This is a genomic window from Lysobacter sp. Root494, from assembly GCF_001427225.1.
GTDB lineage: Bacteria > Pseudomonadota > Gammaproteobacteria > Xanthomonadales > Xanthomonadaceae > Agrilutibacter.
On the sequence record NZ_LMFH01000005.1, the window covers coordinates 940,844 to 963,047 of the forward strand.

At 63.3% G+C, this 22,204-nt stretch carries 17 protein-coding genes; 6 read left to right on the forward strand and 11 right to left on the reverse strand.

Going from position 1 to position 22,204, the window contains the following annotated elements; genetic code table 11:
- Nucleotides 1-81: 81 nt before the first annotated feature.
- The 4 genes from ASD14_RS07635 to ASD14_RS07650 form a co-directional block, all read right to left on the reverse strand.
- Nucleotides 82-1,278 carry a glycosyltransferase family 4 protein gene (locus tag ASD14_RS07635; RefSeq protein WP_157475163.1) on the reverse strand — a complete coding sequence of 399 codons (1,197 nt, stop codon included), beginning with the start codon at nucleotides 1,276-1,278 and terminating at the stop codon, nucleotides 82-84.
- 166 nt (nucleotides 1,279-1,444) lie between these two features.
- Entirely contained in the window at nucleotides 1,445-2,629 is a 1,185-nt protein-coding gene (locus tag ASD14_RS07640) for a right-handed parallel beta-helix repeat-containing protein (protein ID WP_056131226.1), read from the reverse strand.
- Between the two features lie 322 nt (nucleotides 2,630-2,951).
- Complete coding sequence (locus ASD14_RS07645; protein WP_056131228.1) at nucleotides 2,952-4,136, reverse strand: right-handed parallel beta-helix repeat-containing protein; 1,185 nt, start codon at nucleotides 4,134-4,136, stop codon at nucleotides 2,952-2,954.
- A 519-nt stretch (nucleotides 4,137-4,655) separates the two neighbouring features.
- Nucleotides 4,656-5,834, reverse strand: a complete 1,179-nt coding sequence (locus tag ASD14_RS07650) for a BON domain-containing protein (RefSeq protein ID WP_056131231.1) — start codon at nucleotides 5,832-5,834, stop codon at nucleotides 4,656-4,658.
- A 389-nt stretch (nucleotides 5,835-6,223) separates the two neighbouring features.
- On the opposite strand from ASD14_RS07650, the gene ASD14_RS07655 reads away from it, so the two are divergent.
- Both ASD14_RS07655 and ASD14_RS15705 read left to right on the forward strand, forming a co-directional pair.
- Nucleotides 6,224-6,829: an RES family NAD+ phosphorylase gene (locus tag ASD14_RS07655; protein WP_056131233.1), complete on the forward strand. Its 606-nt coding sequence runs from the start codon at nucleotides 6,224-6,226 to the stop codon at nucleotides 6,827-6,829.
- Between the two features lie 65 nt (nucleotides 6,830-6,894).
- A complete protein-coding gene (locus ASD14_RS15705) occupies nucleotides 6,895-7,236 on the forward strand; it encodes a KGG domain-containing protein (protein WP_082538810.1) in 342 nt (113 codons plus the stop codon).
- Here the strand turns inward: ASD14_RS15705 and ligD are convergent, their stop codons facing one another.
- The 6 genes from ligD to ASD14_RS07690 form a co-directional block, all read right to left on the reverse strand.
- Complete coding sequence (gene ligD, locus ASD14_RS07665; protein WP_056131236.1) at nucleotides 7,237-9,672, reverse strand: DNA ligase D; 2,436 nt, start codon at nucleotides 9,670-9,672, stop codon at nucleotides 7,237-7,239.
- A gap of 55 nt (nucleotides 9,673-9,727) precedes the next feature.
- Nucleotides 9,728-10,909, reverse strand: a complete 1,182-nt coding sequence (locus ASD14_RS07670) for an MFS transporter (protein ID WP_235565331.1) — start codon at nucleotides 10,907-10,909, stop codon at nucleotides 9,728-9,730.
- The gene (gene crcB, locus ASD14_RS07675) at nucleotides 10,897-11,289 is read right to left on the reverse strand and encodes a fluoride efflux transporter CrcB (RefSeq protein WP_056131240.1); all 393 of its coding nucleotides are present in this window, start codon (nucleotides 11,287-11,289) and stop codon (nucleotides 10,897-10,899) included. Before crcB ends, ASD14_RS07670 begins: the two co-directional genes overlap by 13 nt.
- Nucleotides 11,290-11,361: 72 nt before the next feature.
- Nucleotides 11,362-12,720, reverse strand: coding sequence for a replication-associated recombination protein A (locus ASD14_RS07680; RefSeq protein WP_056131243.1), 1,359 nt, complete (start codon nucleotides 12,718-12,720; stop codon nucleotides 11,362-11,364).
- Between the two features lie 62 nt (nucleotides 12,721-12,782).
- Nucleotides 12,783-13,406 (reverse strand): outer membrane lipoprotein chaperone LolA, encoded by a 624-nt coding sequence (gene lolA, locus ASD14_RS07685; RefSeq protein ID WP_056131246.1) that lies wholly within the window; start codon nucleotides 13,404-13,406, stop codon nucleotides 12,783-12,785.
- Nucleotides 13,407-13,543: 137 nt separating this feature from the next.
- Entirely contained in the window at nucleotides 13,544-15,880 is a 2,337-nt protein-coding gene (locus ASD14_RS07690; RefSeq protein ID WP_056131249.1) for a DNA translocase FtsK, read from the reverse strand.
- Between the two features lie 581 nt (nucleotides 15,881-16,461).
- Between ASD14_RS07690 and trxB the strand changes: the two genes are divergently transcribed.
- The 4 genes from trxB to infA all read left to right on the forward strand — a co-directional run bounded on the left by trxB (nucleotide 16,462) and on the right by infA (nucleotide 19,793).
- Entirely contained in the window at nucleotides 16,462-17,415 is a 954-nt protein-coding gene (gene trxB, locus ASD14_RS07695; protein WP_056131252.1) for a thioredoxin-disulfide reductase, read from the forward strand.
- Between the two features lie 143 nt (nucleotides 17,416-17,558).
- Entirely contained in the window at nucleotides 17,559-18,683 is a 1,125-nt protein-coding gene (locus ASD14_RS07700; RefSeq protein ID WP_056131255.1) for a GNAT family N-acetyltransferase, read from the forward strand.
- A 44-nt stretch (nucleotides 18,684-18,727) separates the two neighbouring features.
- Nucleotides 18,728-19,474 carry a leucyl/phenylalanyl-tRNA--protein transferase gene (aat, locus tag ASD14_RS07705; RefSeq protein WP_056132304.1) on the forward strand — a complete coding sequence of 249 codons (747 nt, stop codon included), beginning with the start codon at nucleotides 18,728-18,730 and terminating at the stop codon, nucleotides 19,472-19,474.
- Nucleotides 19,475-19,574: 100 nt separating this feature from the next.
- Entirely contained in the window at nucleotides 19,575-19,793 is a 219-nt protein-coding gene (gene infA / locus ASD14_RS07710; RefSeq protein ID WP_031372296.1) for a translation initiation factor IF-1, read from the forward strand.
- Nucleotides 19,794-19,864: 71 nt separating this feature from the next.
- On the opposite strand, the gene clpA is transcribed toward infA, so the two are convergent.
- Nucleotides 19,865-22,147, reverse strand: a complete 2,283-nt coding sequence (clpA, locus tag ASD14_RS07715; protein ID WP_056131260.1) for an ATP-dependent Clp protease ATP-binding subunit ClpA — start codon at nucleotides 22,145-22,147, stop codon at nucleotides 19,865-19,867.
- Nucleotides 22,148-22,204: the final 57 nt, after the last annotated feature.

The following is a 22,204-nucleotide window of genomic DNA, read 5'->3' on the forward strand; positions in this document are numbered from 1 at the left end:
CGAAAGCAGCGACAACGCAGCGGCTGCACGCTTCAGGCCCCCGGCTCTGCGCTTTATCGCCAAGCCCGAGTCCGCCACGGCTCAGGCGGCCTCTCGCGCAGGTTGGGATTGTTCGCATCCGGCGGCGAGTCGCCAGCTGCGAGCACCTAACAGTTCGTCATAAACCTCGAGCGTGCGCGAGATGACGATCTTTTCGTCGAAGTCGGAAAGCGCCTTGCGCCGCGCGGACTCGCCCAGGCGCCGCAACAACGCCCGATCCTCGTGAAGCCCGATGAGCAGGTCGGCGAGCGAACCTGCATCGCGCGGAGTGGCATGCAAGCCGTCGACACCATGGCAGCTGACTACTTCGCGGCAACCGGGAAGATTCGTGGTGACCAGCGCAAGGCCGCAGGCAGCGCCTTCGATCAGGCTCTTCGGCACGCCTTCGCGGTAGTAGCTCGGCAACGCCATCACGTCCACGGAGCGCAGCAGTTCGGGCATGTCATCCACGTGGCCCAGCCAGGTCACCAGTCCTTTCGTGACCCACTCGTCGACATGCGTCTGTTCCACGGAACGGGGATTGCCGAGGTCCGGCGCACCCGCAAGCAGGAATTCCATCGGGCACCCGCGCGATTTCACCAGCGCCGCGGCATCGACGAATTCGCGAATTCCCTTTTCCCAGACGAGGCGCGCCGCAAGCAACACGCGCAGCGGTCCCGTGCTGCCTTGCGAACGCTCGGCGGGGGCAAACCGGAACGTGTTCACTCCGGAGCTCCGGATCAGCCGGATGTTCTGCTTCGGAACCAGTCGTGAATTGACGAAGGCATGGGCGTCATCCGGGTTCTGTAGCACCAGGCGCGAGTTGTCGGTGCCAAGCGTTCCGCGCATCAGCACCTTTACGACAGGCCGCAAGGTTCTCGCCATGATCGCGTCGCTGGTGAACACGTATCCCATTCCCGCCACCGCATTGACAACGGCCGGCACGCCGGCCATTCGCGCGGCGAGCGCTCCATACACCGCGCATTTCACGGTGAAATTGTGCAGCAGGTCCGGGCGCTCTTCGGACAGAACACGCACTACCTGCCTGAGGGTCCACGCTTCGCGAACCGGATTGAGGCTGGCACGGTCCATCGCCGGCAACGTCACCCAGCGGATGCCCTGCTCGGCGAAGCGGTGGCCAAAGGATCCCGGTGGCGAAAGCATCACCACTTCCGCACCCTGCTCTTTCAGATGCAGCGCCGTGGACATGCGGAAGTTGTAGAGGTACCAGTCCGTGTTGGCGAAGAACATGAATTTCATGTCGATCCTGCGCAATCCTTTCGTTTTCATTCGATGCGCGCATTATCCGAAGCAGGAGTGAAGGCGATCTCACGCCGTGTGGTTCGATGTTCAGGAAAAGAAAAGGCCGGACCCGCCCTTTCAAGCGGACCCGGCCTTGGTGCAGCCGATACGTGCGACCGGGTTGTTACAGCGCGTAGTAGTTGGTGCCGACCTTCATGCCATAGCAGTCCGACGTGAGCTCGAGTTGCCACGACGACTTGTGGCCGCCGGAACTACCGGTTCCCGTTATCGACGTCAGCGACCCCGTTGACGACTTCACGCCGAAGTACATGGTCTTGTTGTTGCGGAAGGTATTCGAGCTGATCTGGTAATACCGCGTGGCGTCGCGTGCGGATACGCCATAGAGGCGGTTATGCGACAGCTTGCAGTTCAGGACGTAGCCCGTGTTCGCACGGAGCATCAGGACGCCAAAGCCCTTGTTGGAGTCGATCGTGCACGCCTTGATGGTGACGTTCTTCACCGTCTTGTAGACCTGCACGCCGTTGCCGGCGTTGTGGTGGATCCAGCAGTTCTCGATGCGCACCGTGTCGCAGATCGTCGTGCCGAACGGATCGGGTTCGATGTCGATTCCGCAGCCCGGCTTGATGCCCGAGGTGTAGCTGAACTCAGAGTCGTACACCCTCACGTTGCGGCAACGTCCGATGGTCATGCCCTGCCGGCGATTGCCCGTGGAGACGATGTTGGCGACCGCCACGTCGTCGCTGAGAATCGTGGTCGAACCATTGGAAGCGCCGACGGAAATGCCGTCGCCCCAACCCTTCGAGAGCCGGATGTCACGCACTGTCACGCGCTTGCAGCCACGCACGCCGATGCAATGACCCCACTGGCCGGTGGATCCCAGATGGCGATCGCGTTCGCCAACGATCTGGCCGCCGGAAATTTCAATGTCGTGGACGTTGTACGCATTGACCACGTAGTAGCGGTCTGCCGAAGTCGCCTTCGCCAGCAGCTTCGCACCGGGATCGAGCTTCAGGTGCATCAGGCTGCGCATGCGGATGCTGCGGGTCGCATCGATCAGGTAGGTGCCGGCAGGCACGTAAACCGTGCCGCCGGTCGACGGCAGCGAATCGATCGCGCGTTGAAAGCCAGTAGTGTCGTCGTGGGAGCCGTTGCCGTAGGCGCCGTAGTTCCTGACGTTGCGGACGGTGGAGCCGCGTTGACGGGTCGGGGGAACGTAAGTGGCCGCCAGGGCCGGCAATGCAGTGCCGGAAAGAGCGAGGGTGACGGCCAGAGCGGAGGACTTCTTGAGAAAATCACGTCGCGCCGTCGCCGGCGCGTGCAGGTCATGCACGTGTTCAGAATGGGTCATCAGTTTTCCGGTGCCGGCTGCCGACGGCGATCTGTTATTCCATGGCAGCGTTATCGGGGGAACGTCTGGCGCGTTAATCCTCGTCGCCGACGCGTGGAATGTAGAGGGTGCGTGAAAAATTTCATCCCCGATGTTCCTTTTTGTGAAGCTCATCAATACGCGTGCATCTTGAACGGGAAAATGGCGCGCTTGCGAGATTTGCAGCTGATGAAAACATTTCGTTATCTGCGCCGATTCTTGACCTCGCCCTGATCTCCACAAACAAAAAGGCCGGGCAATCAAAGCCTGCCCGGCCTTCCGTATCCCCATTCAATGGCGACGATTACAACGCGTAGTAGTTCGTACCCACGTTCATGCTGTAGCAGTCGGTAGTCACTTCGAGCTGCCAGGAACTCTTCATGGTTCCGGAGCTTCCCGTTCCGGCGATCGTGGTGAGCGCGCCCAACGACTCCTTCACCCCGAAGTACATCGTCTTGTTGTTGCGGAAGGTGTTGCCGCTGATCTGGTAACCATGCGATGCGGTACGCGCCGAGACGCCGTACAGCCGGTTATGCAGGAACTTGTTGTTGACCACGTAACCTGAATCCGCATTCAGCAGCAACACGCCGTAGCCTTGGTTGTGCTCGACCGTGCAGGCCTTGATGACCACGTTCAATACGGTCTTGTAGACCTGTATCCCGTTGCCGGCATTGTGGTGAATCCAGCAGTTCTCGATGCGAACGCCACTGGTGCTTTCGGTGGAATCCGGATCAGGCTCGATATCGACGCCGCAGCCCGGCTTGATGCCACTGGTGTAGCTGAGTTCGGAATCGTAGATCTTCACGCCGCGCGAGCGGCCGATGGTCACGGCCTGACGGCGGTTGCCGGTCGAGACGATATTCGTGACCGCGACGTCTTCGCTCGGGATCGTGCCCGTCGTGGCTGCAGCACCGCCGATGGAGAGGCCGTCGCCCCAGCAGCGCGAAAGATGGATGTCGCGCACGGTCACGCGCTTGGAGCCGCGGACCATGATGGCATGGCCCCACTCGCCGGTGGTCCCCGTGTGCTGGTCGCGTTCGCCGACGATCTGGCCACCGGAGATCTCGACGTCGCTGACCTTGTACACGTTGAGCACGTACGAGCGGTCCACCGAATTGGGAATCGCCACCAGCTTCGCATCGGGGGCGAGCTGCAGGTGCATCTGGCCGCGCAGGCGCAGGTTGCGGACGGCGTCGATCATGTAGGTGCCCCCCGGCACAAACACGGTTCCGCCGTCGGCCGGCAGTGCGTTGATCGCTGCCTGGATCGCTGCGGTGTCGTTACGCACGCCGTCGCCGACCGCGCCGAAGTTGCGCACGTCGAGCACCGTGGCGCCGCGGGCGCGCGTCGGTGCGATGTAGGCCGCCAGGGCCGGAAGCGCGGTGGTGCCCAGTGCAACCGTGACCGCAACCATGGAGGACTTCTTCAGGAAGTCACGGCGCGCAATCCCCTGCGCGTGCGCGGCGCGCACGTGTTCGTGAAAGCTCATTACAGATCCCCTCTGGGCCAACCGCCTCGACGGCGGTATGTGGTTGGCAACCTGCGGATGTCGTCAGGCGCAGGGGGGAATGTATAGATGCCGTGAAAAAAATCAGCCGGAGGTTTTCGGTTCTGTGAGGCGCTTCAAGATCGATGCTGTTAATTATTCAGCGCAGCAATCGTGAACAGGAAAATCCGGCGTTCGGCCTCGTGCCGACACATGCGTTCCGGTCGGGAAACATTCAATTTCGCGCGATCACGCGACGCGATTGCGCTGTTTTCAACTATCTGAACAGGCGTGAGCCGATGCCCCTTCGCGCCCGCTTAACGTCGAATCAAATTTCGGATCAAATTCGCGTGTCGGCTTGACGAACACGTGGCTGAGTACGCCCGTTGAATTGCCCTTGGCCCCCACCTCTCTCCCGACTCCTGTGGATCTGTCGGGAGAGAGGATTGCGGCATTGCGGTCATTGTCGACACGCTGCCGCCCGCGTACGCGAACTATCGCGCTACGCGGGTCGATACGACGTCAATGCGGAGTCGTACCGGAACTGCCCGCTGACCCCGTGGTGCCAGTAGTACCTGTCGTGGTGCCCGTCGTTCCAGTGGTGCCCGTACGAGAAGTGCTGCTGCCGAGCGAAGAACCGGAACTTTGCCCAAGCGAACTGCTCGTTGCGCTCACCTGGATCCGGTTGTCGACTTCCTTCACGCCACTGCAGGAATCCGCGATGTCCTCGGCGCGGTGCTTCATCCAGCGCTGGTCGACGTTCCCTTCGAGCGTGACCTTGCCACTGGCTACGCGAACGCTGATGTCGCCGGCGTCCAGATCGTCATCGTCGGTAAGGCGTTCGTTGATCTCTTCGGTGATGCGTTCGTCCGAGCGCGTGTAGTTCCTCGGGCCAACGCCGCGATAGGTACCACTGGTACCGCTGCTGCCGGCGCCGTAACCGCCATAGCCGTATTGGCCGGGCGAGGTTCCGTAACGGCCTGAACTACTGCTGCTGTATTGCTGCGTGCTTAGTTCCCGGCCGCCATAGCCCGACATTTCGCCTTGGTCCATATAGCCCTGGCTGGCTGTCGTGCCACGCCCTCCAGGTCGTGCACTCTCGCCACCGTAACGGTTCGATGCGTCGTAATCCTGGCGTCCACCGAACTGGCTTCCGCCCTGCCCGCGCGACGGCTGCGAGCGCGACAGGCCGTAGCCTTCTCCGTAACCCTGGTTGCGGCCGTAGGTGTTGTATTCACTGCCGAACGAGCCTTGTGAACGATAGCCCTGCCGGCCGCTGTAGTAATCGCTGCCTGCGCCACCCTGTCCGAACTCCCGCTGGCTGCCGTATTGACCGCCTTGTTGCTGCGAGGACGACTGGCGTCCCTGTCCTTGGTTCTGCCGCCAGTTCTGCTGGCCGGCTTCGCCGTAACCCGACGTGCTGTAGCGCTCGGGCCCGCCTTCATAGTCCCAGTCGCTGCGATCTTCATCCCAGCCGCTGGTCTGCATGCGTTCGTCGAACTGGCCACCGCCGTAGTACTCACCGCGGCTGCGGTTCGACTGTCCCTGCGAATAATTCTGCTGCTGCATCCGGTTGCGATCGGATTGCTCGCCATAGCCAGGCTGCCCACGGCGCGAGGCTTCGTTCTGTCCGCTGCCGCCTTGCCCGTAACGGTGGCCGGACTGGTAATCGCTGCGGCCGTCGTCGTTCCGGTTGTTCATATCCTCTCTCCTCTCATTAAGCCAATCGCGACCCGCTTGCACGCATCGCTCGCCAAAGCGCACGACCTCCTGCGCCATATCTTTCAGCTCGTGACCGATGTTCGATTCACGCATCGTCGATCCTCCTGGTGGTTCCTGGTGGCAATCACCCGATTGCTGTCGACTGGCCATCGACTACCCATCAACGGAACGCCGGCAAATGCCGTGCCAGCGCATCCCGGGTAACGATGGGCTTGGACGCGTTATCAGCGCGTGCTGTAGATGCGACGACAGCGAAAAGACGACGCAGGCTTCGTGAAGAATTCAAGGTTCTTCCGCCTTCGGGCCGCCTCATCACTACGCCTATGCGACACCGCTTCTAGGCTCCTGCAATACCGCGAGGCAGAGCCGTGAACACACCCGATCCATCCGCTGGCCAACAGGATCTCGATGAGGCCCTGGCCGCCACTTTTCCCGCGAGCGATCCGCCCGCCGTGACATCCAAGGCGATCGCAACGGCACCGGACTTGCAAAGCGGACCCGTGCAGGCACAGGAAACGGAAGTCGTCGAAGTCTTCCGCGTCGTGCATCGCGACCAGGCAGAGCAGCCGTTCTCCAGTTCAGCCAATCGTTCGGGGGGGCGCTGGACGAGTCCGGGCATACCGGCGGCCTACGCCTCGACGACGCCAGCCGGCGCAGTGCTGGAATTCCTGGCCCATCTCGATGGCGAAAAGCCGGTCGACCTGGTGCTGGTGAAAGCACGAATGCCCGGACGCAACGTCGCAACCGCCACTTCGTTGCCCGAAAACTGGCGCGCAACGCCGTACCGCGAGGACGTGCGTGAATACGGAAACACCTGGATTTCGGCAGGAGACTCCCTTGCGCTGGATCTTCCCAGCGTGCTGTGCGAGCAGTCGCGCAATCTGCTGATCAATCCGGAGCACGACAACATTTCACAACTGCTGGTCGACAGCGCCGAATCTTTCACGCTGGACCCGCGCCTGTTTCGCAAGTAGCACGGCGACGCGGCTTCGACAGAACACCTCATCCGCAGCCCACACCACCTGACAGGGAGATCGACATGCCCAATCGCAACGAATCCACTCATCGAAGCGGCCGTGGATTTGCGTCGATGGACGCCGAACGGCAACGCGCCATTGCCAGTGCAGGAGGACGTGCCGCGCATCGCAGCGGCAATGCGCATGAATTCAACGCGGAGGAAGCGCGCGAAGCCGGACGCCGCGGCGGACTCGCGCGCTCGGCGAGCCGGCAGGCTTCGCGCACGGTGCAGCTTGCCGACGGGCAAGGCGTCATGCAGATGCAATCCGTGGATTCGCAACCCCTCGGAACCCAGGCCATGGACGCACGTGACGTCGATGCGGCCGACAACGGTGCCACCACGCAACGCGAGTGGCACCACTGATCAGACAGGTAGTCGAGGTGCGTCCCGGATCAATCGCAGCGTGGATTCCGGGACGTGATGTTTCGCCGCGTCCTTGATCGTGTAGCGATCGGGCTTGCGGATTCGCGCCAGTTCTTCCCATGTCAGCAGGATGGCCGCAGGGGCGCCGGCACGCGCGCGCAATGACCAGCCGGCGATGCTGGTAGAGCCGCGGCCGTTGCGAAGCCAGTCGATGAAGATGCGGCCTTCGCGCTTCGCCTTGCTCATTGTCGCGACGTAGCGAGTGGGTTTCCGCTGCACCATCGCATTGGCGAACGATTCGCAGAAATCACGCACTTGCTCCCAGCTCGCTTGGGGCGCCAATGGAACGACCACGTGCACGCCCTTGCCGCCGGACAGGCGCGGATACGACGGCAGTCCAAGTTCGGCCAGGTGGTCGCGTATGTCCCCGGCCGCAATCCTGATGTCCTTCCAGGTGATCGACGGATCGGGATCGAGATCGAAGATCATGCGGTCGGGATGCTCGAGATCCGCCGCCTTCGAACCCCAGGGGTGAAGTTCGATTGCATTCATCTGCACGAGGTTCATCAGGCCGGGCAGATCGTCCACATGGAAATATTCCTTGACCTCTCCGCCCGCTTCGCGCACGCCCATGCGCTTCACCGACTTGCCGAAGCCATGCGCGACGTGTTTCTGGAAGAACCGTTGCCCTTCGATTCCATCCGGGCACCGCACGATCGACAGCAGGCGCCCGCCGATTTCGCTCAGCACGCGATCGCCGACCTCGAGGTAATAGTCGTAAACCTGCTGCTTCGTTACGCCGATGTCCGGATACACGATCCGGCCGGGGCTGGTGATCGCAGGCAACGGTTCGGGTTGCTCAAGCTCCGGGGTCACGGCGCGATCTTCGCGCAGGCGCGAGAACGAAGCCTGCCGCAAAAGTCCTTCCTTGCCCCAACCGCGGAAGATCACTTCGACTACCAGTTCAGGCTTGAGCCAATGCACCTTGCCAGGAGGCAGAGGCGTGTGCGGCGGCAATGGGACCGTCGGCTCGCGCGTTTCCAGTGCCTGCAGTTTTCGCGGCAGTTCCCGCAGCATCGAATCGGTTAGCCCCGATCCGACACGTCCCGCATAAACGAGCTCGCCGGCCTTCACCTGCGCCAGCAGGAAAGCACCGATGCCCTGGCGACTTCCCTTCGGCTGCGTGTAGCCGACCGCAACGAATTCGCGGGTCTCCTGCGCCTTCACCTTCAGCCACGCATCGCCTCGTCCGCTGTGGTATTTCGAATCCGCCCGCTTGCTGATGATTCCTTCCATCCCACTTTTTCGCGCGGTTTCGAACACTTCGTCGCCATGACCTGGCACATGGTCGCTGTAGAACAGACGTGGATCGGCGCCCTTGAGCAGCTCGCGAAGCACGGTCTTGCGCGCATGAAGGTCGACACCCGTGAGATCGGATTCGCCCAGGCGCATCAGGTCGAAGACCGCGAGCCGGAGCTGGCTGGTTTGTCCGGATTTCAGCGCTGCCTGCAATGCGTTGAAATCGCTGTATCCCTTCGCGTTGACTGCGATCAGCTCGCCATCGAGCACTGCCGTAACGCCGAGTTTTCCCAACGCTACGGCAAGTTCCGGTACGCGTGATTCCCAAGGCAGGCCATTGCGCGACCACAGCTGCGTTTCGCCACCGCCATGGGTTGCGGCGATAAGCCTGTAACCATCCCACTTCCACTCGTGCAGCCACTCCTCTCCTTTGGGTGCGATCCTGGAAGCGGTCGTGAGCATCGGAGCGATGAAGGCGAGCTTCTTCGCCTTGCGCGCCCCGGGAAGCGCACCCGCGCCATCGATGAGTCGCTGGCGCATCGCCGACGTGCCCGCCTTTGAACCCGCGTTCCTGCTGGCGCCATTGCCCTTCTTCACCCGCTGCTTCACGTGCCCGGTCAACACGCCTTCCAGGAGATCGTCGGCTTCGAAATCACCGGCGTGTTCGTCGTTGCGCTTTAACAGCAGCCACTGCGGCTTGCTCCCACGCAGGCCCGTGCGCACGAGCCGCCAGGCGCCCTTGAGGCGCGAACCTTTCATCGTGAATTCGAGACTGCCGCGTTCGAGGGCGTCGGCGGGATCGTCGTCGGTGGTCCAGGTGCCTTCGTCGAATATCGCGACGTGGCCCGCTCCGTAATGACCTTCGGGAATCGTGCCCTCGAATCCGGCGTAGGACACCGGATGATCCTCCACCTCCACAGCAAGGCGCTTCTCGCCCGGACGGAACGACGGTCCCTTCGGCACTGCCCAGCTGCGCAACACGCCAGCGACTTCGAGGCGGAAATCGTAGTGGCGTGCCCGCGCATGGTGCAGTTGCACTACGAAGTTGCGTGCCTTCGCCTTGCGCGGGCCGACTTTGCCGCGCGGCTCCGGCGTCTCGCGAAAGTGGCGTTTGCGCTGATATTCCTGCAGGCCCATCGACACCTCCACACGGGCGCCACCTTCGCGCAGCCGTTGTCGGCTGACGGTGAATTCACTCCGTGTGGTCGCGAACCCAGAAGAGCAGCAGGCCTGCGGCGAGCAGCGCGCATGCCGCGCCGAACGCGAATGCAGTGAACACCGAGACCGATTCCCACAGCGAGCCGAACAGCAGCGATGCCGGAAGCAGCGTGATGCCGAGCGTGAGGTGATACCAGCCGAAGGCGGTGCCGAGTTGCCCGCGCGGCACGAAGTCGGCCACCAGCGCCTTTTCTGCGCCTTCGGTTGCCGCAATGAAAAGTCCATAGGCAATGAACAACACCCATACGCTCCAGGGCTTCAGCCCGCCCCATCCCAGCACCAGATAGATCGCCGCGTATGCGATCCAACCGCTAACGATGAGTTGCCGGCGGCCGAACCGATCGGACAATGCGGAAAACGGTGTGAGGAATATCGCGGCTACGCCCGACATCACCGCCCACAGCAGCGGAATCTGTGCCTGCGGCAGGCCGAGTTCACGGACACGCATCAGCAGGAAGAGATTCGATGAGTTGCCCAGCATGAATAGCCCGAGCACCAGCAGATAGCGGCGGAACTGCGGCGGGAAATCACGCAGATGCCAGTTGAAGCGCGGCACCTCCAGCATCGCTTCGGCCTCGGGTTCGCGTAATTGCAGCGTCGCGATGAACACGATCACGGCCGGAATCGCGGCACACCAGAAAACCGTCCGCAGCTCCATGCCCATCCCGAGCAGCGCAGCGGCGACCAGCGGCCCCAGGACCGCGCCGGCGTTGTCCATTGCGCGGTGGAAGCCGAACGCCAGGCCACGTTGCTTCGCATCGACGCTGCGGCCGAGCATGGCGTCACGCGGTGAGCTGCGCAGTCCTTTGCCAACGCGATCGGCAACTCTGCACAACAGCACGAACCACCAGCCTGTCGCGGCCGCAATCAGGGTGCGCGCAAGTCCCGCGACCCCGTATCCGGCCACGACGAAAGGCTTTGCCCGGCGCGTGCGATCCGCCCAGATGCCGGACGCCAGCTTGAGCAGGCTGCTGACCGCTTCGGCCAATCCTTCGATCAGTCCAAGCACGCGTGGCCCGGCTCCCAGTGTTCCGGCAACGAACAAGGGCAGCAGCGGATAGATCATCTCGCTGGCCGCGTCATTCATCAGGCTGATGAAGCCCAGCAGCCAGACGCTGCGGGGAAGCAACTTCAGGCTCGCGATCAGGGACGCCACAGGTGCGCGAGCCTCGCACCGCCCCAGACCAGCAGCAGGCCGAGCATGACGGTGAGGAGCAGGTAGAAGAACGCCAGTTCGGTGCGCGACGAACGCGAATTGATCAGGCATTCGATCATCAGCGCGGAAAATGTAGTGAATCCCCCGAGCAGGCCAACGATGAGGAATGCGCGCCAATACAGAGCAGAAGCGCCACGCCCTTCGAGCCATACCGCGAGGAAGCCGCCGGCGAATGCGCCTATGAGGTTCGCGGCGAAGGTTCCCCACGGAAAACCGGAACCGATGTGCCGCAGCAACAGGCCACCCAGCCAGAACCGGCCCGCGGCGCCCAACGCGCCGCCCAGCATCACCAGCCACAATTGCTGGAACCAGAGGCTCATTCGCCCTTTCCGTTGATTCGCGTCAATGAAATCTGCCCACCGCGCCGCATACGGCAACGATGCACAGCCCCGCTAGCCCGAACCTTCATTGCGCGCCGCCTCGCGTGCCGCGCGCAAGCTGTCGAGTTTTTCCTTCAGCTTGATTTCCATTCCGCGCTGGACGGGTTCGTAGTACACGCGTTCACCCATCGCATCCGGAAAACCCGTCTGGTCGAGCGCGATGCCGCCCTCGACATCGTGATCGTACTGGTAGCCCTTGCCGTAGCCCAGCTGCTTCATCAACCTGGTGGGTGCGTTACGGATGTGCAACGGAACTTCCTGCGTGCCGTATTCGCGCACGTCGCTTTTTGCTGAATTGAAGGCGTTGTACGCGGCATTGGACTTCGCCGTGGTGGCGAGATAGATCGTCAGCTGCGCAAGGGCGAGTTCGCCTTCAGGACTGCCGAGGCGGTCGAAGGTTTCCCAGGCGTCGATCGCCATCTGCAACGCGCGTGGATCGGCCAGGCCGATGTCTTCGACCGCCATGCGGGTCAGGCGGCGCGCGAGGTAACTCGGATCGGCGCCACCATCGAACATGCGGGCCAGCCAGTACAGCGCGGCGTCGGGGTTCGAGCTGCGCACGCATTTGTGCAGCGCCGAGATCTGGTCATAGAACTGTTCGCCGCCCTTGTCGAATCGGCGGGTGCGATCGGCGAGCACCTGTTCGAGCGTGGCCTCGGTAATCGCGCCGCCCTCGCCTGCCAGGTCGGCCGCGATCTCGAGGAAGGTCAGGCCACGGCGCACGTCGCCATCTGCCGCGCCGGCGATCAATTGCAGCAGATCGTCACTGATCTGCAGGTGGCGCTCGCCGAGACCGCGCTCCGTGTCCTGCAATGCACGCTTGAGCGCAGTGGCGATATCCTCCGCGGAAACGGCTTCCATCACGTGCACGCGGCATCGCGACAACAGCGCGGAGTTCAGCTCGAAGGACGGGTTCTCGGTGGTCGCACCCACGAAAATGATCGTGCCGCGCTCGATATGCGGTAGAAACGCATCCTGCTGCACCTTGTTGAAGCGGTGCACTTCGTCGACGAACAGCACGGTGCGGCGTCCGCCCGCGAAACGCTGCGCGGCTTCGGCGAGTACCTCGCGTACCTGCGGAAGGCCCGAGAGAACAGCGGAGATCGCCTGGAACTCGGCGTTGGTGTATTGCGCGAGCAGCAGGGCCAGGGTGGTCTTGCCGCAACCCGGTGGCCCCCATAACACCATCGAGTGCACGTGTCCGGACTCGATGCCCCGGCGAAGGGCCGTTCCGGGCGCCAGCAGCCGGCGCTGCCCGACCATTTCGTCCAGCGTGCGCGGACGCATGCGCTCGGCGAGCGGACGCAGGTGGTCGGAATCCGAGCCCAGCAGATCGTTGGTTTCGGCCGGCGATGAAATGCGACGGGGCATGGCCCCATTGTAGGCCGGCGGCGACTTTGGGTTGTCGCTCCCTCTTCACCGCGGCCGATGCGTCAGCTTCCGCCGATCACATCCACGCCCTTGGGCGGCGTGTAGCGGAACGTGCCGGCGGGGAATGACGGATTGCGTTTCCAACCGCTGAAGTTGATCTCGGTTCGCTGGCCGAGCGCGTCGACGACCTGCATCTTCGTCAATGCGTTGTTGCTGAAGCCCAGGCGCGCGGAACGGAAGCTGGCATCGGCCGCGTTGCCCTTCGGCGTGAGCACGAGCCAGTCGAGACCGCCCGAAGTACCATCTTCCTTCACCACGAACTGGGCATCGAGCTTGCCGGGATCGATCAGTGCCGACAGCGGGCTGTTCTGTTCCTCGACACCTTGAGGACGCCTGGTGACCTGCTGCAGGTCGGGATCATGGACCCACACGGTCTTGCCATCGGCAACGATCAGTTGCGGATAAGGCTTCATGTATTCCCAGCGAAACAGGCGCGGCGCTGACAACGCCACCTTGCCGCTCGAGCTTTCCTTGAGCTTGCCCTTCGAATCGAACACCTGTTGTGCGAACTGGCCATCAAGACCTTTCAGCCCCTTGGTGAAGGCGTTGAGGTCGTCGCGGGCGCCGGCGACCACCTGTGTGGAAAACAGCGCGGCCGCGATACCGAGGGTGGCTACAAAACGCATGTGGGAACTCCGGAAAAACTGTTGGGGCGAGTGTGTATCGCAATCGCTGAACGCGCTCTCACGCCGGCTGTAACCGCAGGTGAACTGTCGACGGGATCGCCCGCCTTCGCGACGATCCGGACACGTCCGGGTCACGCTCACTTCGGCGGTGGCGGTGCCAGCACGCTGCGATCGCCATTGTGCTCGGGTGGCGTCACCACGCCGGCGGCTTCCATCGCTTCGATCAGGCGGGCCGCGCGGTTGTAGCCGATCTTCAGGCGGCGTTGCACCCCGGAGATCGAAGCGCGGCGCGTTTCGGTAACGATGCGGACGGCTTCGTCGTACAGCGGATCGGACTCGTCCCCTGCTCCACCACCGCTCTCGGGCAGTCCGGTGGCGCCGACGATCACGCCGTCGCCCAGCGTCTGCACCTCGTCCAGCACGCCTTCGATGTAGTCGGGCGTACCGCTGACCTGCTTGAGGTGTTCGACGACGCGATGCACTTCCTCGTCACTGACGAAGGCGCCGTGCACACGTTCGGGAAGCGCGGTGCCCGGCGGCAGGTACAGCATGTCGCCGTGGCCAAGCAGCGTTTCCGCGCCGGACTGGTCGAGGATCGTGCGCGAATCGATCTTGCTCGACACCTGGAACGCAATGCGCGTCGGGATGTTCGCCTTGATCAGGCCGGTGATCACGTCGACCGACGGACGCTGGGTCGCGAGGATCAGATGGATGCCGGCGGCGCGCGCCTTCTGCGCCAGCCGTGCGATGAGTTCTTCGACCTTCTTGCCGACGATCATCATCATGTCGGCGAATTCGTCGATGAAGACGACGATGAAAGGCAGCGTTTCCAGTGGACGTGGCGCTTCGCCCAGTTCGGCATTGGGCTTGAACAGCGGATCCATCATCGGCTGCCCGGCGTCCTGCGCGTCCTTCACCTTCTTGTTGAAACCGGCGAGGTTGCGCACGCCGACGGCCGACATGAGCTTGTAACGCCGCTCCATCTCGGCCACGCACCAGCGCAGGCCGTTGGCGGCTTCCTTCATGTCGGTCACCACCGGCGCCAGCAGGTGCGGAATGCCCTGGTAGACCGAGAGTTCCAGCATCTTCGGGTCGATCATCAGCATCCGCACGTCCTTGGCGGAAGCCTTGTAGAGCAACGACAGCACCATCGCGTTGACCGCGACGGACTTACCCGAGCCCGTGGTACCTGCAACCAGCAAATGCGGCATGCGCGCGAGGTCGGCGACGGTGGGGCGACCGGCGATGTCCTTGCCCAGCGCCAGGGTCAACGGGCTCGGCGACTTGTCGTATTCCTTCGAGCGCAGCAACTCGGAGAGAAAGATCATTTCGCGCGTGGTATTCGGCGTTTCCAGGCCGACCACCGACTTGCCCGGAATCACGTCCACGACCCGCACTGACTTCACCGACAGGCCGCGAGCGATGTCCTTGTCGAGCGAGCTGATCTGGCTGACCTTTACGCCTGGCGCGGGTTCGAGTTCGAAGCGCGTGATCACCGGGCCCGGGTAAGCGCCGACGACCTGCGCATCGATGCGGAAGTCCTTGAGCTTGAATTCGATCTGGCGCGAGAGGGTTTCGAGCGTTTCTTCGCTGTAGCCCTTCGGCTGTGGCTTGGGATCGTCGAGCAGCGCCAGCGGCGGAATGCCGGTGCCGTCGCCGACATGGAACAGGGGAATCTGCTGCTCGCGCTTGGCGCGCTCGCTCTTCTCGACCACGGGCGCGGGTGGCGGTTCGATCCTGACCGGCGCACGCTTCGCGCGCAGCTCGGTTTCGACCTTGCGCGCTTCCTCGCGCTCTTCGCGGAAGGCGCGCGTCTGCTGCCATTCGGTGGCCTGCTGGCTGCCGCGACGGAACAGTCTGCTCGCAAGCGGCCCGAGTTCCAGCGTCCACTGGCCCAGCTTGTCCATCACGGTGAGCCATGACAGGCCGGTCGCGAGCGTCACCGAGATCAACAACAGCGCGACGACGAACAGGTTGCTGCCCATTGGGCCAAAACCCTTGTACAGCGAATTGCCGACGAGGCGGCCGAGGATGCCGCCGGCGCCAGCGGGAAAGTGCTCCGGTGCGGCAGCACGCAGGTAGAGGAACCCGGTCGCCGAAACGATGAAACCGACGATGCCGATCAATCGCAGTGCCGGACCGAGGTCGGCATCGCCATCGCCATCCGCATCCATGCCGAACAGCGCGATCCACGCGATGAAACCGAGCATGAGCGGCAGCACGAACGCGACGTAGCCGCTCAACAGCAGCAGGCCATCGGCGACTTTCGCCCCGACCAGCCCACCTACGTTATGCAAGGGTGCAGTGACGCTGCCCGAGTGCGTGATCCCTGGGTCGGTCGAGGAATAGGTGAAGAGGCTCGCCATCAGGTACAGCAACAGCGGCGCGATCAGGATCATCGCGATGTCGCGCATGAGCCGCTGCCGGCGTGGCGAGGGCGCAGCGCGCTCCTTGCCGGCGGGTTCCGCCTTCACCTTCTTTCGAGTTGCTGCCGGGGCTTGCGCCACTGTGAGGATCTGCCTTAGCTAGGTTGCGTTACTCATTGAATATAATGCGAAACCCGGTCAAATGACAGCGTTTGGACCGGGCCGCGCCCGCAGTATGGCGTAGCTCGGCCTTGAGTAGGGGCTGACCTGATAACCGTAGTGCACAGGCAAGAAGTGGGACGCGTTAATCCGGAGATGCGCCGTGCTCTGCCGGCCGGGGAACTTGTCGGCTGCCGAAGCTGCGCCGCGAGGCCGGCTGGCGAGCGGGCTTCACTTTGACTGCGATGGTCTGCTCCCGCAGCGCGCCGGGTCGGAACTACACAATCGACTTTTGTGTCATGCCATGTGCCGATAACGACAGATGCATCCGACCGATTCGCTCGGCGGGTTCCGATACTTGTTTTCAAGTACCGTGGTTCGAGCGGATCAAAGCCCCGCGCAACACTGCAGTCCAGCAACCTCGCCTTGTAATGCCCGCACGCGAACGCCACTCTATTGCGGTCACGGAAGGCCTCCTGCCTCCATTCCCGCGCCACTTCGTGCGCCAACAGCACGCGTAATCCATGCCCATGACCCCATCGAAGCACTCCCGCCTGATCATTCTCGGTTCCGGTCCCGCGGGCTGGACGGCCGCCGTCTATGCGGCGCGCGCGAACCTCAAACCCGTGGTGATCACCGGCCTGCAGATGGGCGGACAGCTGATGACGACGACCGAAGTCGACAACTGGCCGGGCGACGCGCATGGCCTGATGGGCCCGGACCTGATGACGCGCATGCAGGCGCATGCCGAACGCTTCGATACCGAAACGGTCTTCGACCATATCCACACCGCCGACCTGTCCCGACGTCCGTTCAAGCTGGTCGGCGACAGCGGCGAGTACACCTGCGACGCACTGATCATTGCCACCGGTGCGACGGCGAAGTACCTGGGCCTGCCATCGGAGGAACTGTTCAAGGGCCGCGGCGTGTCCGCCTGCGCCACCTGCGACGGCTTCTTCTACAAGGAACAGGACGTGGCGGTGATCGGCGGCGGCAACACCGCGGTCGAGGAAGCGCTGTACCTCTCCAACATTGCCCGCAAGGTCTACCTCGTGCACCGACGTGACACGCTGCGCGCCGAGAAGATCATGCAGGACAAGCTCCAGGCCAAGATTCAGGCAGGCAAGATCGAACCCGTCTGGCACCACACCGTCGATGAGGTCCTCGGCAACGACGCGGGCGTGACGGGTCTGCGCGTGAAGTCGGTCCAGGACGGCTCCACGCGCGACATCGCGATCCATGGCCTCTTCGTCGCCATTGGTCACACGCCGAACACGACGTTGTTCGAAGGCCAGCTCGCCATGAAGAACGGCTACATCACCATCCGGACCGGGTTGGGTGGGGAAGCGACCGCCACCAATGTTCCGGGCGTGTTCGCCGCAGGCGACGTCGCCGACCAGGTCTATCGCCAGGCCATCACCTCCGCGGGCTTCGGCTGCATGGCGGCGCTGGATGCCGAGAAGTTCCTGGACAAGGGCGAGTAACCGCGCCTGGTCGATGCCCTATCGGCATCGCTGCGGTGGCGAGCGCCCGGCCATGGGATGGCTGGGCAGGACTGTCGCCATGAACGGCTGCCGCCGCGGGCACAAAAACGCGAACGCACCTGTCCTTCCGCCCGACCACTGATATGGCGACTTCGCGCGTTGTCGGCTCATTGAAGGAAATTCCGGCGGCGCACTGGGATGCGCTGCACGATGGAACCAATCCGTTCATCGCGCATGCCTTTCTTGCCGGGCTCGAAGAGCATGGCTGCGTGCGCGAGGAATGGGGCTGGAGTCCGCGGCACCTGACTCTGTGGGAAGGCGATCAACTGGTCGCCGCCGCCCCTGGTTACAGCAAGAACAACTCGCATGGCGAGTTTGTATTCGACCATGCGTGGGCGCACGCCTATGCGCGGGCCGGCTTGGACTACTACCCGAAATGGCTGTTCGCGGTCCCCTACTCGCCCGTAACCGGCCCGCGCCTGCTGTCGATGTCCGATGCACACCGGCAAGCCCTCGCGCGGGCGATGACGGGACTGGCAGAACGCGAAGGCGCCTCGTCCGTCCACGTCAACTTCCATGCGGAACGGGAAGCCATGACGTTCGATGCCCAATGGCTCGAGCGCATGGACGTGCAATATCACTGGTGCAATGAAGCTGGCTGGACGAGCTTCGACGGGTTCCTGGCAGCACTCGACCACAAACACCGCAAGAACATCCGCCAGGAGCGCGCCAAGGTCGCCCGGGAAGGCATCCGCTTCCGGATCGTGCACGGCGACGAGGCCAGCGAATCCGATCTGGCGACGATGCATGGCTTGTACCTGCAGACCTTCGCCGAGTACGGGAACCATCCGGCGCTGACGCTTCCGTTTTTCCAGCACCTCGCAACAGCGATTCCGCGATCGCTGGTGCTGATGCTCGCCCTGCGCGGCGATGAGGCGGTCGCGGGCGCGTTGTGCCTGCGCGGCGGCAGCACGCTGTATGGCCGTTATTGGGGCGCATACGAGCAGGTTCCCGGCCTGCATTTCGAGACCTGCTACTACCAGGGCATCGACTACTGCCTACGCGAGGGGCTCACCCGCTTCGAGCCGGGCGCCCAGGGCGAACACAAGCTGGCGCGCGGCTTCCTGCCTGCATTCGTGCGCAGCCGGCATTGGGTCGCGCATGAAGGTTTCCGCGAGGCACTCCGCGAATGGTGCGCGCAGGAAGCCGATTCGGTTCGGCGTTACGCGGCGACGCTCACCTCGCACTCGCCATTCAAGGCAACCTGAGCACGGGTTGTTGTCAGCGCATGCGGATGGGTGATCATCGCGGCATGTCGATCCATCTTCCGGCGCTCTCTTCCGATCCGAATGCACCGTTTCCGCCGGGACACACGGCCCTGCGGCAACCGGACGGCCTGCTCGCGATGGGTGGTGACCTCTCATCCGCACGCCTGCTCAATGCCTATCGACATGGGATCTTTCCCTGGTACTCGGATGGCCAGCCGATCCTGTGGTGGTGCCCTGACCCGCGCACGGTGTTCCGCACGGATGGCGTGCATCTGTCCTCGCGCTTCCGTCGATCGCTGCGACAATGCGACTGGACGGTGCAGGCCGACACCTGCTTCGACCGGGTGATCGCTGCCTGCGCCCACACGCCGCGGACAGGGCAACCCGGCACCTGGATCACCTCCGGAATGATCCAGGCCTACAACCGACTCCACGAACTCGGGCACGCGCACTCCATCGAGGTGCTTTCGGGCGACCGTCTGATAGGCGGGCTGTATGGCATAGCCGTGGGGAAGATGTTTTTCGGCGAAAGCATGTACAGCGCCGAGTCCGGAGGTTCGAAGGTCGCCGTGGCGGCACTGGCGAAGCGTCTGCTCGAATGGGGTTTCCCGCTGCTGGATGCCCAGGTCGAGAACGACCACCTTCTGTCGCTGGGCGCCGAACCCCGGCCACGCGATCGCTTCCTGGCGGCTGTATCCGAACTGACCGCGGAGCCGGAGCCCGCTGGATCGTGGACCGAACGCTTCGGCACGGTCGCTGCATCTGAACTGGCACCGGCCGGTGCCGCCTGAGCCTTGCGCCCACGACCCCATCACGCCCCGTTTGTGGCAGAATGCGCGGCTTCGCGGGCGCGTGACGCCCGTCTTCTGAAACGTTCAACCCGGAAACTTCATGGCAAAAGACGATGTGATCGAATTCGAGGGCACGGTGGCGGAAACCCTTCCGAACACCATGTTCCGCGTGCGACTCGAGAACGGCCACGAGATCATTGCCCACATCTCCGGGCGGATGCGCAAGAACTACATCCGCATCCTGACCGGTGACAAGGTGAAGGTCGAAATGACCCCGTACGACCTGACCAAGGGTCGCATCACCTATCGCATGAAGTGATCGCGCTAATTGCATGAAAAAGGCGGCCAATGGCCGCCTTTTTCGTTGGAGCATCCCCTGCCCGCTCGCGTTTACACGGTGAGCGGCAGCAGCTTCTCCGGTTCGGGCCTGGATTCGACCACCAGCTCGTCGTCCTTGACGTCGATGGTGACCCGGCCACCACCCACCAGCTTGCCGAACAGCAGTTCGTCCGCCAGCGGCCGCTTGATCTTGTCCTGGATCACGCGCGCCATCGGACGGGCGCCCATCAGCGGATCGAAGCCGTGCTGGGCCAGCCAGTCGCGGGCGGTCGGCGTCGCGCTCACGGTGACGTTCTTCTCATGCAGCTGGGCTTCCAGCTCGATCAGGAACTTGTCCACCACGCGCAGGATGTGGTCGAAGCCGAGCGCCTGGAACTGCACGACCGCGTCGAGGCGGTTGCGGAATTCCGGGCTGAAGCTGCGGCGGATCACTTCCATCGCATCCGTGGAGTGGTCCTGCTTGGTGAAACCGATCGAGCGGCGCGAGGCCTGCGCCGCGCCGGCATTCGTCGTCATCACCAGCACCACGTTCTTGAAGTTGGCTTCGCGGCCGTTGGTGTCGGTGAGGATGCCGCGGTCCATGACCTGCAACAGGATGTTGAAGATGTCCGGATGTGCCTTCTCGACTTCGTCCAGCAGCAGCACGCAATGCGGCGTCTTGACGATCTTCTCGGTCAGTAGGCCGCCCTGGTCGAAACCGACGTAGCCCGGAGGCGCGCCGATCAGGCGAGACACCGAATGCGGCTCCATGTATTCGGACATGTCGAAGCGCACCAGCTCGATACCCAACTGCAGCGCAAGCTGCTTGGTCACTTCGGTCTTGCCCACGCCGGTGGGACCCGAGAACAGGAAGTTGCCGATCGGCTTGTCCGGATTGGCCAGGCCCGAGCGGGCCAGCTTGATCGCGGAAGTCAGCGTATCGATCGCCGGCTCCTGGCCGAAGATCACCATCTTCAGGTTGCGCTCGAGGTTCCTGAGCACGTCCTTGTCCGAAGCGCTGACCTGCTTGGTCGGGATGCGCGCCATCTTCGCGACGATGGTTTCGATTTCCTCGGTGTCGATCAGCACTTTCCGCTGGTCGTCCGGAAGCAGGCGCTGGCGGGCACCGGCTTCGTCCATCACGTCGATGGCCTTGTCCGGCAGCAGGCGATCGCCCAGGTGCTTCACCGACAGGTCGACGGCAGCCTGTAGCGCATCGTCGGCGTAGGTGACACCGTGGTGCTGTTCGTACTTCGGCTTGAGGCCCTGCAGGATTTCCACGGTCTCGCCCACCGTCGGCTCGACGATGTCGATCTTCTGGAAGCGTCGTGCAAGCGCGCGGTCCTTTTCGAAGATGCCGCGGTATTCCTGGAACGTGGTCGAGCCGATGCAGCGCAGCTCGCCCGACGCCAGTGCCGGCTTGATCAGGTTGCTCGCGTCCATGGTGCCGCCCGAAGCGGAACCGGCGCCGATGATCGTGTGGATCTCGTCGATGAACAGAATGGTGTCGGGTAGCTTCTTCAGCTGCGCCAGGACCGCCTTCAGACGCTTTTCGAAATCACCGCGGTACTTGGTACCGGCGACGAGCGCGCCCAGGTCGAGCGAGAAGATCGTCGCGTCGGCCAGCACTTCCGGCACGTCGCCATCGACGATGCGCTTGGCCAGGCCTTCGGCGATCGCGGTCTTGCCCACGCCGGCTTCGCCGACGTACAGCGGATTGTTCTTGCGACGGCGGCACAGCACCTGGATGGTGCGCTCCACCTCGTTTACTCGTCCCACCAGCGGGTCAATCCGGCCCTCACGCGCCATCTGGTTTAGGTTCACCGCGAACTCGGCCAACGCGTCGCCCTTGACCTCGCCTTCCCCACCTTCGCCCTGGCGCGATTCGCCATCGTCCTGGTGCGAGGGCGAATCCTCGCCACCGTGCTTGGCGATGCCATGGGAGAGATAGTTGACGACGTCGAGCCGGGCGATGTCCTGCTGGTTCAGGAAATAGACGGCGTGCGAGTCCTTCTCGCCAAAAATAGCCACCAGGACATTGGCGCCGGTGACTTCCTTCTTGCCCGAAGACTGTACGTGGTAGACCGCGCGCTGCAGCACGCGCTGGAAGCCCAGCGTGGGCTGTGTATCACGGCCATCGTCTTCGGCCAGCTTGGCCACGGACGTGGAAATCGCCTGCTCCAGGTCGGTACGCAGGCGCGGGAAATCGGCGTGGCACGCCTTCAATACGGCTTCGGCGGAGGGATTGTCGAGAAGCGACAACAGCAGGTGCTCGACCGTCATGAACTCATGGCGCGCTTCGCGTGCGCGCTTGTAGCACTGGCCGATGCTGTATTCGAGATCCTTACTGAACATGGGGCAATAGCCTCCGGAATTACTGCAACCCTATCTGGGGACAGCAACCGGCGTTTT